General features: G+C 68.4%; 11 protein-coding genes and 2 tRNA genes. 7 read left to right on the forward strand and 6 right to left on the reverse strand.

The genetic code is table 11. The features are described 5' to 3' along the window. A partial coding sequence (locus QNJ30_17195) for a transposase (protein ID MDJ0945208.1) occupies window positions 1–551 on the forward strand: 551 nt, incomplete at its 5' end. Between the two features lie 585 nt (window positions 552–1,136). On the opposite strand, the gene QNJ30_17200 is transcribed toward QNJ30_17195, so the two are convergent. From QNJ30_17200 to QNJ30_17210, 3 genes are all read right to left on the reverse strand, one after another. Continuing rightward, window positions 1,137–1,212, reverse strand: a tRNA-Asn gene (locus tag QNJ30_17200). A 250-nt stretch (window positions 1,213–1,462) separates the two neighbouring features. Beyond that, complete coding sequence (locus QNJ30_17205; protein MDJ0945209.1) at window positions 1,463–1,681, reverse strand: hypothetical protein; 219 nt, start codon at window positions 1,679–1,681, stop codon at window positions 1,463–1,465. 585 nt (window positions 1,682–2,266) lie between these two features. Next, window positions 2,267–2,340: transfer RNA gene (locus QNJ30_17210), tRNA-Cys, on the reverse strand. A 229-nt stretch (window positions 2,341–2,569) separates the two neighbouring features. On the opposite strand from QNJ30_17210, the gene QNJ30_17215 reads away from it, so the two are divergent. The 4 genes from QNJ30_17215 (at window position 2,570) to QNJ30_17230 (ending at window position 9,156) form a co-directional block, all read left to right on the forward strand. Continuing rightward, a complete protein-coding gene (locus tag QNJ30_17215; GenBank protein ID MDJ0945210.1) occupies window positions 2,570–3,226 on the forward strand; it encodes a protein-L-isoaspartate O-methyltransferase in 657 nt (218 codons plus the stop codon). 112 nt (window positions 3,227–3,338) lie between these two features. Further along, on the forward strand, window positions 3,339–4,739 hold the full coding sequence (locus tag QNJ30_17220; protein ID MDJ0945211.1) for a TolC family outer membrane protein: 1,401 nt from the start codon (window positions 3,339–3,341) through the stop codon (window positions 4,737–4,739). A gap of 91 nt (window positions 4,740–4,830) precedes the next feature. Further along, a complete protein-coding gene (locus QNJ30_17225; protein ID MDJ0945212.1) occupies window positions 4,831–6,366 on the forward strand; it encodes a DUF2497 domain-containing protein in 1,536 nt (511 codons plus the stop codon). A gap of 132 nt (window positions 6,367–6,498) precedes the next feature. Further along, the gene (locus QNJ30_17230) at window positions 6,499–9,156 is read left to right on the forward strand and encodes a valine--tRNA ligase (GenBank protein ID MDJ0945213.1); all 2,658 of its coding nucleotides are present in this window, start codon (window positions 6,499–6,501) and stop codon (window positions 9,154–9,156) included. Between the two features lie 20 nt (window positions 9,157–9,176). Here QNJ30_17230 and QNJ30_17235 read toward each other — a convergent pair whose 3' ends face one another. After that, window positions 9,177–9,782: a cysteine hydrolase family protein gene (locus tag QNJ30_17235; protein MDJ0945214.1), complete on the reverse strand. Its 606-nt coding sequence runs from the start codon at window positions 9,780–9,782 to the stop codon at window positions 9,177–9,179. 106 nt (window positions 9,783–9,888) lie between these two features. Between QNJ30_17235 and QNJ30_17240 the strand changes: the two genes are divergently transcribed. Continuing rightward, a complete protein-coding gene (locus QNJ30_17240; GenBank protein ID MDJ0945215.1) occupies window positions 9,889–10,749 on the forward strand; it encodes a LysR family transcriptional regulator in 861 nt (286 codons plus the stop codon). 12 nt (window positions 10,750–10,761) lie between these two features. Here QNJ30_17240 and QNJ30_17245 read toward each other — a convergent pair whose 3' ends face one another. Together QNJ30_17245 and QNJ30_17250 are read right to left on the reverse strand one after the other, a co-directional pair. After that, complete coding sequence (locus QNJ30_17245) at window positions 10,762–11,385, reverse strand: pentapeptide repeat-containing protein (GenBank protein ID MDJ0945216.1); 624 nt, start codon at window positions 11,383–11,385, stop codon at window positions 10,762–10,764. A 240-nt stretch (window positions 11,386–11,625) separates the two neighbouring features. Next, on the reverse strand, window positions 11,626–12,501 hold the full coding sequence (locus tag QNJ30_17250; GenBank protein MDJ0945217.1) for an arginine deiminase family protein: 876 nt from the start codon (window positions 12,499–12,501) through the stop codon (window positions 11,626–11,628). 210 nt (window positions 12,502–12,711) lie between these two features. Between QNJ30_17250 and ilvD the strand changes: the two genes are divergently transcribed. Beyond that, window positions 12,712–14,448 carry a dihydroxy-acid dehydratase gene (gene ilvD / locus QNJ30_17255; protein ID MDJ0945218.1) on the forward strand — a complete coding sequence of 579 codons (1,737 nt, stop codon included), beginning with the start codon at window positions 12,712–12,714 and terminating at the stop codon, window positions 14,446–14,448. The last annotated feature ends 15 nt before the right edge of the window (window positions 14,449–14,463 follow it).

Consider the following 14,463-nt stretch of genomic DNA (forward strand, 5'->3'; position numbering starts at 1 on the left):
CGCTGCACGCCCCGGAGGTCGAGTGCATCGGCAAGGGAAAGGCGCACCGACCCTACGAGTTCGGCGTCAAGGTCTCGATCGCCACCACCAACGCCCGCGCGCCGGGCGGTCAGTTCGTGGTCCATGCCAAGGCCCTGCCCGGCAACCCCTATGACGGCCACACCCTGGCGGAGGTCCTCAAGGAGACCCAGGCGCTGACCGGCGGCGAGATCAAACGGGTCTATGTCGACAAGGGCTATCGCGGCCACGACGCGCCCAACCCCTTCCGGGTCTACCGCTCAGGCCAGAAGCGTGGTGTCCATGGTGTGATCCGCAAGGAACTCCGGCGTCGAGCCGCCATCGAGGCCGTCATCGGCCACCTCAAGACCGACGGCCATCTCGGGCGCAACTACCTAAAGGGCCGCCATGGCGACCAGGCCAACGCCGTCCTCACCGCCGTCGGCCACAACCTCCGCCTCGTCCTCAGATGGCTGAGCGCTCTCTTGACCCAAATCCTCGCCGCCATCCTGGCCGCCTTCATGCCCGTCCCGGCGCTCAAGACGGCTTCCTAACGGTCAACTCCATAGCATGCGTGCCGAAGGTCATTTGGCTCGAGGATTCGAAGATTGCCCCTGGACAAAGGTCAGTGCGCCGCAGAGCAGCATTCTGGGGCGCCCCATTATCTGCTTTGGTGGTCGTGCCTGGCCCCAAATTTCGGCACCCGAATTGGTACCGAAAAGAGGGGAAGGGGCGTAAAAAAAGGTTACGGCGCTATTGCGGCCAGGCTCAAAAGCGCAGATTCCCCAATGCGCGATGACGGACAGTGGTCTTCGGTGAAGGCTCTATTCGGTTTAGCAAACCGGCCCGCAATGCTGCGGAAGGCCATTGCCGGCACCTTTAGAAACAGGCCGATGTCGGACGCCCGCACAGCCTCGAGGGAATTGGTTCCGCGATGAGCATGGCCTATTAGGGCAAGAAGCTTAACGGGGACACGGTGGTCCGCGATCGCGGCGTTAGACTTCTTGCGATCGCCTTGGAGGACATCATGAAGCTTGCAGCAGGCTCAAGCCTTCGTTTCGGTGGGACCATGGTGGGACCACAGCAGGATCTCAAGAGAAAAGGGCTTGGGAGTTTATCTCCCAAGCCCTTGTTAAAATTGGCTCCCCGGGCCGGACTCGAACCAGCGACCCAGTGGTTAACAGCCACTTGCTCTACCAACTGAGCTACCGGGGATCAGGGACCGCCAGCTGTCCCGCCGATGACGTTCGGCGGCGGTCTCAAGACCGCGGGGTTATAGCAAAGTCGCGCCGGCCCTGCAATTCGTTCCGGCGCCGCGATCACCCCGGATCCGGGTCCGGCAAGAAGAAAGGCGCGCCGTCGTCGCGCGCGCCTGGGATTTCTGCTTCGAAGGCCGGTCTCCTTGCCGCCGAGCCGCTCCCGGACCCTCGTCGTCCCGCGGCCCGGCTGGCCGCTGCGGCCCTATTCAGCCGGTCTTGCGGTTCTGCCAGAGGTCCTGGGGGACCATGGAAACGTTGGCCGGCAGGGCACCCTTCGCCTGGCCCCGCTCCAGCACGGACAAGGGGATCGCGTTCAGGACACCCCAGGGAGTCAGGATATCGAGCTTGGGATCCTTCTCGTAGGTGCGGCCAATCACCTTGCCCTTGATGTTGATGTTGACCGTCAGCTCCTCGCCGATCTTCATCTTTCTCTCCACTACTTGCGCGTCCTTCGCCCCCGGCTTTCGGCAGGTCCACCGAGGGAGGCCAGTCCGGTGTGCCGCCCGACCCGCCGGGCATTCAGCCACCGTGTTGAGGCACGCTTCCGTCGCTTTCCTGGCGGGAACCAACGATCCGAGTACTTCCCCTCTCGACCGCGCCCGGTTTCCGCTTCTGGCGTCTGCTACCTGCTACGCTCCCCAACCCTTAACGTAAGATTAAAGGGTTCACGCGGGATTTCAAAGATTATTTATGCTTCGTTAATATCCGTGAGTAATTCCACCCAGGGATTTCCGCACGAACATGGTTAACACTTCATGAATCGCAGCAAGGACTGTGACGTCACGCGCAGGATTCCGCGGATTCTTGAGCATACGGCAAAGGGCGTATATGGCTTTTCGGGGCAGCCGCGGGCAGCGGGCCGCGACGGCGCCTCTTTCCCGCCGCGGTTAGGCGAGGCTCGCGACGCCGTCGGCGACTCCGCAAAACCGGCAACCTTGGGGGCCTGGAAGAGGCACAGGGCGGGGCTGCGGTGGCGGGGCCACCAGGGCGAGGGCCAGGCTTTGCGGCGGTGGAGGCCCGGGCCGGAATCGAACCGACGTACGAGGCTTTGCAGGCCTCTGCATAACCACTCTGCCACCGGGCCAAGGAAAGCGCAGGGCCGGAGGTATAGAACCCGCCCGGTATCGGGTCAAGGCGGCCCGGACCGCGCTGCGCGCCGGGCGGGCGGCGGGCTTCGCGGAGCGGCGATTGTCATCCTCAACGGGGCTCTCTATAAAGCGCTGGATCCCGAGCGAGCCCGGGCCCGAGAGAGCCCGCTGGGGCGTTCCGGGACAAGAACAGGCAACCACGGCAAAGCAGGGTGGGCAGCCAAGATGTTCGACTTCGCGACAGCCCGCAGCAACATGGTCGACAGCCAGCTCCGGACCAACAAGGTCACGGACGCCCGCGTCCTGGAGGCCTTTGCAGCCGTCCCGCGCGAGCGGTTCCTGCCCGAGGCGCGGGCCCGCGTGGCCTACGTCGACGAGGACTTGGAGGTGGCGCCGGGGCGTTATCTGATGGAGCCCCTGGTGCTCGCCCGGCTGCTCCAGGCGGCCCAGATCGAGGCCAGCGACGTGGTCCTGGACGTCGGCTGCACGACCGGCTACTCCAGCGCCGTCCTGGCCAGGCTCGCCGGGACCGTGGTGGCTCTGGAAAGCGATGCCGCGCTGCGCGATCAAGCCAACCAGACCCTCCAGGACCTGGGCATCGACAATGCGGTCGTGGTCGCGGGCGAGCTGACCGAGGGCTACCGCAAGCAGGCGCCCTACAACGTCATCCTGCTCGGCGGCGCCGTCACCGAGGTGCCGGAGGCGGTCCTCTCCCAGGTCGCGGAAGGCGGCCGCCTGGTCACCGTCATGGCGCCGCAGGCGCATACTGGCCAGGCGGTCCTGATCCGCAGGAGCGGCGGCCAGTCCTCGCGCCGGGTGCTCTTCGACGCGGCGGTCCGGCTGCTTCCCGGGTTCGCCAGGGCGCCGGGGTTCGTCTTCTGAAGGCTTCGGCGCCGGGCGCAGCCGGGCATTTATCGATAACTTAACCCTAACGATTTCCGGTATATAGTATCGTCGCTTCCGCTCACGACTGCCTCGGGGGGCACGGACTCTCATGACTTGGTTCTCAACGGACGAGACGCTGAACGGCTGCGCGCGCGCGACGATCACCCTGTTGGGGGTCGCTCTTGCCCTGGCAGCCTGGTCCGGCCCGGCGCGGGCGCTGACCTTGGAGGAGGCGCTTTCGGCCGCCTACGAAGAGAACCCGACCTTGCGCGCGGCGCGCGCCCAGCTTCGCTCGGTCAACGAGCAGGTCCCGCAGGAGCTCTCGAACTGGCGGCCGACGGTCACCGTCAACACGACCGTGGGGCAGGAGTACGTGGACAGCGACAACAGCGAAGAACAGAATAGCACGACTCCCTTCGATGCCGAGGTGGTGGTCCAGCAGCCGCTCTATCGCGGCGGGCGGACCGTGGCCGGAACGCGGCGGGCCGAAAATGACATCCGTGCCGAGCGGCAGCGCCTCAGGTCGACTGAACAGGACGTGCTATTCGATGCGGTCGCCTCCTACATGGACGTCTGGCGGGACGAAGCGGTGCTGCGCCTGACCATCAACAACGAGCAGGTGCTGACCCGGCAGCTCGAGGCCTCGCGCGACCGCTTTTCGGTCGGCGAGATCACCCGCACCGACGTGGCGCAGTCCGAGGCGCGCCTCGCCCAGGCCACCGCCGACCGGATCCAGGCGGAAGGCAACCTGGCGGCCACCCGGGCCGTCTTTCGCGAGGTCATCGGCCTGGAGCCGGTCTCGCTCGCGCGGCCGCCGACCCTGGAGGACATTCCCAGCAACCTGAACGACATCGTCGGCCAGGCGCGGGTCGAAAACCCGGACGTTCAGGCTGCCGAGTTCGCGGAACGCTCGGCGCGCGACGAGGTCCGGGTGAGGATCGGTGAGCTCCTGCCCTCCGTCGCCCTGGAAGGCTCGCTGAGCCGGAGCGAGGACCTCGACGGCTCGGACTTCGAGCGCGACCAGGCCCAGATCCTGGCCCAGGTTACCGTGCCGCTCTACCAATCGGGCTTCGTCTACAGCCGGGTCCGCGAGGCCAAGCAGGTCGTCGGCCAGCGCCGCCTCGAGATCGACGAGGCCCGCCGGCGCGCCGAGCAGGAGGCCGTCAGCGCCTGGGAGCGCCTGACCACCGCCCGGGCCCAGATCGAGTCCTTCACCTCCCAGGTGCGGTCCAACGAAATCGCCCTCGAAGGCGTGCGCCAAGAGAACGCCGTGGGCGCCCGAACCATCCTCGACATCCTGGATGCCGAGCAGGAACTGCTCGATTCGCAGGTCGAACTGGTGCGCTCCGAAAGGGACGAAGTGGTGGCGAGCTACGACGTTCTCAGCGCCGTCGGGCGCCTGACCGCCACCGAAATTGCGCTGCCCGTTGAAATCTACGACGCAGAGTCCGATTATGGGACGGTTAAGGACCGGTGGTTCGGGACGACAGCGCCTGGCTCAGGATACTGAAGGATAGCGCTGCCCGGCCTGCTGCGACGACGAGGAAGGGACGGGCCCGCCGTTCAAGGGACCGGCCTTTCGGGCGTTTGGGCAGAGGAACATGACCGACGCGAATCCAGAGAACGAACCCTCGATGGAGGAGATACTCGCCTCCATCCGGCGGATCATCTCCGACGGAGAAGAGGGCGAAGGCGAGGGGGAGGGGCAGGCCGAGGCCGTCGAGGCAACGGCGGCCGAGGCCCCGAGCGACGTCTTCTCGGCCCTGCCCAAGGGCGAGCCGGAGCCGGAGGCCGAGGAGGACATTCTCGATCTCACCCAGATGGTCACGGAGCAAGGCGAGGTCGTCGACCTCAACGAGGCGAAGTCGGCCCGCGGCCTCAGCCCTGCGGTCACCGAGCCGGCGGCGGCGAGCGATGACGACGTCGAGCTGACGATGGAAGGCCTGGCGCGGGCCCTGGACGACGTGATCGGCGAGGCGCCGGCGGAGGATCAAAGCGACGACGCCGCTACACTGGCCCCGGCGGCCGAGCCGGCCCAACCGGAAGAAGATGTCGTCCTGGCCGCCGCGGAGGAGGCCGTCGAGGTCGAGGAGGCGCTCGAGGAGCCGCTCTCGCCCTTGGATGCCCTGGCCGAGATCCAGGCGCTGGCCGAACAGCAGGCCGAGATGGAGGCCGCGCAGGCGCAAGCGCCGGAGGCCAGCGAGATGCCGGAGCCCTTCGAGGCTCCGGCGCCCGAACCTCTGGCCGTCGAGCCCCAGGCTCTCGAGCCCCAGGCCATCGAATCCCAGGCCATCGAACCCCAGGCCATCGAACCCCAGGCCATCGAGCCCCAGGCCATCGAGCCCCAGGCCATCGAGCCCCAGGCGATCGAGCCCACGGCTGCCGAAGAGGCGCCGCCGCTGGCCGCGTCTCCGGCGCCCGAAGCGCCGCTCGAACTCGTCGACCAGCTCGGCGCAGCGTCGGCCCCGGACGAGGACGACGATGCCTTGACGGAGATCGACCAGATCCTGGCTCGGGCCCGCGAGGCGGCGCAGGCGCAGGCCGCCAAGATCCTGGAAGACGAGCCCGAGGCGCCGCCGCTCAGCCCCGAGGACCAGACGGCGGCCCTGCTGGCCGGACTGGAGCAGCAAGAGCAGATCACGCCGGGGCAGGGAATCCCCGACGACATCAGGACCGCCGTCGAAGAGAGTCTCGGCGGTGGCGGCGAGGAGGCCGATCCCAGAGGGGCCGGGCGGGATCCCTTCCAGGCGGTGATGCAGGCAGAAGCGAACATGGCCGGAGCGCAAGCGCAGGCGGACTCCGGAGGAGAGGAGCAGAACTTGGCCGACAGGAAAGAAAGCAGCCATCCGGACTACCGGTCTCGCGGCGACGAGTCCGACTCCGGCCTGATCTCGTCGAACACGGCCGCCGGCGCCATTGCGGCGCTGGGCGATCTCTCGCGCGCGGCGAGATCGAGCACCGGCGGCCAGGGCGGCGCGGCGACCGCGCTGGGCATGAACCGCACCCTGGAGGAGCTGGTCCTCGACGCCATGACCCCGCACCTCAAGGCCTGGCTCGATGCCAACCTGGAGCCCCTGGTCGAGCGGATCGTACGCGAGGAGATCCAGCGGCTGCGGCGGCGGTCCGAGGACTACTAGGGCCGCGGGGCGCCGGCACCCGAAGCGAGAGCCTCTGGATCCGGTTCCGGGACAGGCACCCCCGCGGTGCCTGCCCGTTTCGATGTGACCCGCATCAGAACTCAAGCGAATTCTCGGAAGGACGGTTCAGCGATGCTGGACAAGACCTATCGGCCGAAAGAGGTCGAAGCCAAGCGCTACAAGCAGTGGGAAGAGCAGGGCGCCTTCGCCGCCCGCCCCGACTCCAACGAGGCGCCCTATGCGATCATCATGCCGCCGCCGAACGTCACGGGCAGCCTGCACATCGGCCACGCGCTCACATTCACGATCCAGGACATCCTGATCCGCTACCACCGCATGGCCGGCCGCGACGCGCTCTGGCAGCCGGGCATGGACCATGCCGGGATCGCGACTCAGATGATGGTCGAGCGCCAGCTCGATGAGGAGGGCCTGCACCGGCGCGACCTCGGTCGGGAGAAGTTCCTCGAGCGGGTCTGGGCCTGGAAGGAGGACTCCGGCGGCACCATCCTGAAGCAGTTGCGCCACCTCGGCGCTTCGGCGGACTGGCCGCGGACCTGCTTCACCATGGACGACGGCCCCTCCGCGGCGGTGCGCAAGGTCTTCGTCGAGCTCTACAAGCAGGGCCTGATCTACCGCGACAAGCGGCTGGTGAACTGGGACCCCAAGCTGCACACCGCGATCTCGGACCTGGAGGTGGAGCAGGTCGAGACCCAGGGCAAGCTCTGGCACTTCAAGTACCCGATCGAAGGCGAGGCGGGCCGCTTCATCGTCGTGGCCACGACCCGGCCCGAGACCATGCTGGGCGACACCGGGGTCGCGGTGCATCCGGAGGACGACCGCTACAAGGACCTGGTTGGCAAGCACGCGATCCTGCCGCTGGTCGGCCGTCGCTTGCCCATCGTGGCCGACGACTACGCCGATCCCGAGCAGGGCTCGGGCGCGGTCAAGATGACCCCGGCCCACGACTTCAACGACTTCGAGGTCGGCCGCCGCCAGAACCTGGATCTGGTCAACATCTTCGACCGGGACGCGGTCCTCAACGACAACGTGCCGGAGACCTATCGTGGCCTCGACCGCTATGCGGCCCGCGAGCGGGTCGTCGCCGATCTGGAGGCCGGGGGCCTGCTGGAGAAGGTCGACGAGCACCTGCACACGGTGCCCCACGGCGACCGCTCGAAGGTCGCGGTCGAGCCCTGGCTGACCGACCAGTGGTTCGCCGATGCTGCGACCCTGGCCAAGCCCGCCATCGAGGCGGTCGAGGACGGCCGCACCGCGTTCGTGCCCAAGCAGTGGGAGAACACCTACTTCGAGTGGATGCGCAACATCCAGCCCTGGTGCATCTCGCGCCAGCTCTGGTGGGGCCATCGGATCCCGGCCTGGTACGGCCCGGGCGGCGAGATCTTCGTCGAGGAGAGCGAGGCGGCCGCCCTGGCCGCCGCCGAGGCCCACTACGGCACGCCAACCGAGCTGCGCCGGGACGAGGACGTGCTGGACACCTGGTTCTCCTCGGCGCTCTGGCCCTTCTCGACCCTAGGCTGGCCCGAGGAGACTCCGGAGCTGAAGCGCTACTATCCGGGCGACGTGCTGGTGACCGGCTTCGACATCATCTTCTTCTGGGTCGCCCGTATGATGATGATGGGCCTGCACTTCCGGGGCGAGGTGCCCTTTCGGACCGTCTACATCCACGGCCTGATCCGCGACAAGTTCGGCCGCAAGATGTCGAAGACCACCGGCAACGTGGTCGATCCCCTGGAGACCATCGAGAAATACGGCTGCGATGCGCTGCGTTTCGGGCTGGCGGCCCTGCTGTCGCCGGGCCGGGACATCAAGCTCGACACCGATCGCATCGAAGGCTTCCGCAACTTCGCCACCAAGCTCTGGAACGCCTCGCGCTACTGCCTGATGAACGGCGCCGCGCTCGACCCCGGCTTCGATCCCTCGGGGTGCAGCGGCAAGATCAACCGCTGGATCGTCGGCCGGGCGACGGTGACCATGCAGAAGCTGACCGCCGCAGTCGACAGCTACCGCTTCGACGAGGCGGCGGACCTGCTCTACCACTTCACCTGGCACGAGTTCTGCGACTGGTACATCGAGTTCTCCAAGCCGGTCCTGACCGGCGACGACGAGGCCGCGGCCGCCGAGACCCGGGCGGCCATGGCCTGGACCCTTGCGCAGATCCTGCACCTGCTACACCCCTTCATGCCCTTCATCACCGAGGAGCTCTGGGAGCAGCTCGGCGGCGCCGAGGCCGGCGACCTGATCTCCCGCCGGCTGCCGGAGCCGGACCCGCGCCTGGTCGATTCCGCCCTGAACAACGAGCTGGACTGGGTGATCGCCCTGATCCGCGACGTCCGTTCCCTGCGCTCCGAGACCAACGTCCCGGGCGGTGCCAAGATCGATCTGCTTCTGCGGCCGGAGGGCGAGGGCATCGCCGAGCGTCTGGCGGAGTATCGCGGCTTCGTGCAGCGCCTGGCGCGCCTGAGCGACATCAAGCCTCTGGACGGCGAGGCACCGCAGGGCTCGGTGCCGCTTCTGGTGGACGGCGCGACAGCGGTCCTGCCCTTGGCCGAGGTCATCGACGTCGGCAAGGAGGCGGCGAGCCTCAAGAAGGAGATCGCCGGCCTCGACCAGGACTTCGCCAAACTCGACAAGAAGCTGTCGAACGAGCAGTTCCTGGCCAAGGCGCCGCTCGAGGTGGTCGAGGAGAACAAGCAGCGCCGCGAGGCCCTGGTCGAGAAGCGGGCCAAGCTCACCGCGGCCCTGGAGCGCCTGACCGGGGGACCGGCCTGAATCCTCGGGGCGGCGGCGGCTCAGTCCTGAATAGCGGCGGCGTCCTCGGCGACAATCGCGAAGCGGTCGGCGAGGCCGGCGAGCGCGGCCTCGTGCACGGTCTCGGCGGCCAGGGCGGCCTCGGCGCTGCCGACCTTGGGCAGGGGCCGGGTGCCGGTGGCCGAGGCGACGACGGTGCAGGCATAGCCGAGGTCGAAGGCCGCGCGCACCGACGAGCTGATGCACATGTGGGTCATGAAGCCGACGAAGATCAGCTCGTCGCGGCCCAGGCGGCGGATCTGCCCCTGCAACCCGGTCCCGGCAAAGGCGTTGGGCAGGTGCTTCTCGACGATGGTCTCGCCGGCCAGCGGTGCGGCGGCGGCCAGGAACTCCGAGCCTTCGCCCTGGGGATCGAAGAGGCCGCCGGGTTGGCCCAGGTGCCGGACGTGGATCACAGGCGTCCCGCAGCTCCGGGCGCGCGCCAGCAGCGCGGCGATCTCCGCGGTCTTCGGCGGCAGCTCCGGCAGCGCGAGGCCGCCGCCGTCGTACTCCTTCTGGGCATCGATGACGACCACCGTGGCACGAGACAGCGCGGCTGGTTGTCGTAGGGCGCCGGCCATCTCGAGCAAAGTCATGACTCGCGTCATCTGCCGTACTCCTCAGACCTGGCCAAGTCGACGCTGAAGAGGATCAGGCGGGCACGGATGCCGGTAAAGGGTTGAACCCGCCTGAAGAACCTGCGAATTTGCAGTCATGCTGGATTGGGATGATTTGCGGCCGATTCTCGCCGTGGCGCGGGGCGGCACCCTGGCGGCGGCGGCCAAGGGCTTGAGGATCGACGCGACCACGGTCGGCCGACGGATCCAGGCCGCGGAGACCGCCCTGGGGGTGCGGCTCTTCGACCGGATCGACGGCCGCTACACGGCGACCGCGGCGGGCGAGCTGGCGATCCGCCACGGCGAGGCCATCGAGCGCGAGATCCTGGCCCTGGAGGGGCAGGTGGCGGGCCAGGACCAGTCGCTCGAGGGCAGCGTCCGGGTCACCTCGGTGGTCATGCTGGTCAACCACCTGCTAGGGCCCTGCCTGCCGGCGCTGCTCCGCGAACATCCCAAGCTGCGGCTCGAGCTGACCGGCTCCAACGTCAACCTTAGCCTGACTCGGCGCGAGGCCGACCTGGCCCTGCGCCTGGGCCGGCCCAGCGACGGCAGCGACCGCCTGCGCAAGGTCGGAGTCCTCGACTACGGGGTCTACGCGGCCCGTGCCCTGGGTGAAGCGGCCCACGACCTGCCCTGGCTGAGCTACGACGAGGAGCTGAGCCACGTGCCCGAGGCGGTCTGGCTGCGCAAGCAGCTCGCGCCGGGGGAGGCGCCGGTGGTCTGCGTCAACCAGGCCGACGCCCTGCGCTATCTCGCGGCGGCCGGTCTGGGCCGGGCCGTCCTGCCCCGGCTCCTGGGCGAGGGCCAGGAGGCGCTGAGGTGCCTTTCGGGGCCGGAACCGGTGGTCAGCCGCGACGTCTGGATGGTGGTCCACCCGGAGCTGCGCAAGACCGCGCGGGTCTCGGCGGTGGTCGACTGGATCCTCGGCCCCTGCGTCGACCGCCTGCGGGCGGTCTGACCGCGAGAGGTCTCAGCGGAACTCCAGGCCCTTGGTCTCGTCGAGGGTGGCGCGCCAGAACAGGGTGCTCTCCAAGGTGGTGCCGTTGAAGTCGGCCCCGCTCAGGTCGGCGGCGATGAAGCTGGCGCCGGAGAGGTCCGCCTCGCGCAGGTCGGCGCCCTTGAGGTCGGCCTTGTAGAAGCTGGCACCCTGCATACGGGCGCCGCGGAAATCCGCGGCCCCGAACTGGGCCTTGTAGCCCTGCGCGCCTTCGAGGTCGGCGCCGGCGAAGTTCGGCGGGGCCACGCCGGCCTCGGCCTTGTAGAAGCTGGCGCCGTGCAGCTTGGCGCCGGTCAGGCGGGCGCCGTCTAGGTAGGCCTTGCGCAGGATCGCCTCCGAGAGATCGGCCCGCTCCAGCTTGGCCGATCTGAGGTTGGCGCGGGTCAGGTTGGCGCCCTGAAGCTGCGCCGAGGAGAGATCGGCGCCCTGGAGGTCCCGGCCGCTCAAGTTCATGCCCTTGAGGTCCGCCCGCGTCAGGTCGCAGCGCGGGCAGCCGCCGCCGGCCTTCAGCTTGGCGAGTTCGGTCGCCTCGAAGGCGGCGGCCCCGGTCATGGGAAGCGAAATCAGCGCGATCGCGCAAAGAATGGTCCTGAACACAAGCGGATCCCCCTGTCTACCTGATTGAGCGTCTCTACCTGATCCGGACAGTCGTCACATAGGCGCGCGGACTCTAGACCGAAAGCCGCGCCGAGACGAGGCCCAGAGCACGATGACATGAGGTCGAAGCGACCTCTTGTACGAGTCGATCTCTAAACTGTTGAAATTGATCGAAATTCAGACATGAAGCCGGATTGGCTTCACGTCATCCCGCTCCAGGATGGCCCGCCGGGCCGAAAATCAGGTGTCGTCGCGCTCCAGGGGCAGGGTCAGGCAGGTTGGGCCGCCGTCGCCCTTCTGGGTGATCTCCCGGCCTTCGTAGACCAGGACCTCGCAGCCCGCGGCCTCCAGGCGCCGGCGGGTCTGCGGATTGCCGTCCACCGCAAGGCAGAGCCGCGGGCCCAGGGCCAGGACGTTGCAGCCCTTGGTCTCGAACTCCTCCTCGGCCGCCTCGACCAGCTCGATCCCCCGGTCCAGCAGCTTGCGCCGGAAGGAGATCGGCATGAGCGGCGAGAAGACCAGGGCCAGGTCCTTGTCCAGGGGGCTCAGGATCGACATCAGGTGGAAGACGTCGTCCGGGCCCTTGTAGTGTGGCAGGTCGACCAGGATCATGTGCTCGGTGCCGTCGCCGAGATGGCCCTTGAGCTGCCAGACCCCCTCGGTGTCGCTGCGGTAGGTCAGGCCGACCACGCAGGTCTGGTCGTCCAGCCAGACGAAATCGCCGCCCTCCAGCAGGCCGGGAGTCTCGACCTGGCCGGCGATCGTGAAGCCGGCGGCCCTGAGGCCGTCGCCCACCGCCTTTGGCTCGCTTCGGCGCGCCGCCTTGCCCATCCGGCAGAGCATCACGCCCTGCTTGGTGGCGATGGCGGAGTCCCGGGCGTAGAGGGAATCCAGGGTCAGGTCATCGGTGCCGGGCAGGAAGACCGGCTCGGCGCCGCTGCCGGCGAGGGCGGTCACCAGGCCGTCGAACTCCCGGATTGCCGCCTCGAGATCCGGAGGGCCGCGCCAGCCCAGGTCGCGCCACTGCGCGGCGATCCGCGCCTCGCTGCGGAAGGCCTCCTCGGGCGTCCGCAGGCCCACCTTCCTGAGGTGGGCGTATTCGTTGAAGCACCGCATCGGGTTCTGTCTTCAGCCTCCTGAAGGAAGGAACAGCCTAGCCGCCGTCATCCATCCCTGCCTCACGCAGGCCACGCTTGCTGAAAAAGCGGTGGTGAGCCCTTATCCTGGCCGATATCCTGCCGGGCAAACAAGGAAAAGACCGCCGCGACCTGCGATTTTCGGCGCTTTTGCCCCGTTTGGGGGACCGCTTTCAGGGGAGGGACGACCATGCCGCTCGACGCCAAGACGCCCAAGTTCGACAAGTCCAAGCTGCCGAGCCGCCACGTCTCGGTCGGCCCGGCCTCGGCGCCGCACCGCTCCTACTACTACGCCATGGGCATGACCGACGAGGAGATCGCCCAGCCCTTCGTCGGGGTGGCGACCTGCTGGAACGAGGCGGCGCCCTGCAACATCGCCCTGTCGCGCCAGGCCCAGTCGGTCAAGCAGGGGGTCAAGGCGGCGGCCGGGACGCCGCGGGAGTTCACCTCGATCACGGTGACCGACGGCATCGCCATGGGCCACGCCGGCATGAAGTCTTCCCTGGTCAGCCGCGAGGTCATCGCCGATTCCGTCGAGCTGACCATGCGCGGCCACTGCTATGACGCCCTGGTCGGCCTGGCCGGCTGCGACAAGTCCCTGCCCGGCATGATGATGGCGATGATCCGGCTCAACGTGCCGGCGGTCTTCATGTACGGCGGATCGATCCTGCCCGGGCGCCTGCGCGGGAAGGACATCACGGTGCAGGACGTCTTCGAGGCGGTCGGCGCCCATGCCGCCGGGACCATCGACGACGAGGAGCTGCGCGCGATCGAATGCGCCGCCTGTCCCTCGGCCGGGGCCTGCGGCGGCCAGTTCACCGCCAACACCATGGCCTGCGTCTCCGAGGCCATCGGCCTGGCCTTGCCCGGCTCGGCCGGCGCGCCGGCGCCCTATGAATCCCGCGACGCCTACGCCGAGGCCTCGGGCGAGGCGGTCATGCGGCTGATCGCCGACAACCTGCGGCCGCGCGACATCGTGACCCGCAAGTCGCTGGAGAACGCGGCCCGGGTCGTGGCCTGCTCCGGCGGCTCGACCAACGCCGGCCTGCACCTGCCGGCCATGGCGCACGAGGCCGGGATCGACTTTGACTTGTTTGACGTCTGCGAGATCTTCAAGGAGACGCCCTATATCGCCGACCTCAAGCCGGCCGGGCGCTACGTCGCCAAGGACCTCTTCGAGATCGGCGGCGTGCCGGTCCTGATGAAGGCCCTCCTGGACGGCGGCCTGCTGCACGGCGAATGCATCACCGTGACCGGCAGGACCATCGCCGAGAACCTGGCGGAGGTCGTCTTCCCCGAGGACCAGGACATCGTGCGCCCGGTCTCCAACCCCATCACGCCCACCGGCGGCGTGGTCGGCCTCAAGGGCAACCTGGCGCCCGAGGGGGCGATCGTGAAGGTCGCCGGCCTGCCCAGCCTGCAGTTCCGCGGGCCGGCCCGGGTCTTCGACTGCGAGGAGGACGCCTTCCAGGCCGTGCAGGACCGGAACTACGAGGAGGGCGAGGTCATCGTCATCCGCTACGAGGGCGCCCGCGGCGGCCCGGGCATGCGCGAGATGCTGGCGACCACGGCGGCGCTCTACGGCCAGGGCACCGGCGGCAAGGTGGCGCTGATCACCGACGGCCGCTTCTCCGGCGCGACCCGCGGCTTCTGCATCGGCCACGTCGGCCCCGAGGCGGCCTTGGGTGGGCCCATCGGCCTGCTGAAGGACGGCGACATGATCGCCATCGACGCCGAGGCCGGGACCATAGGCGTCGAACTCTCCGAGGCCGAGCTGGAGGAACGCCGCAAGTCCTGGCAGCCCCGCACGCACGACTTCCAGTCCGGCGCCCTGTGGAAATTCGCCCAGACCGTCGGCTCTGCCCAGAAGGGCTGCGTCACGCATCCGGGCGGCGCGGCGGAGACCCACTGCTACGCGGATATCTGAGCGTCGAAACCCATA

This window comes from Kiloniellales bacterium (genome assembly GCA_030066685.1).
Taxonomy (GTDB): Bacteria; Pseudomonadota; Alphaproteobacteria; order Kiloniellales; family JAKSBE01; genus JAKSBE01.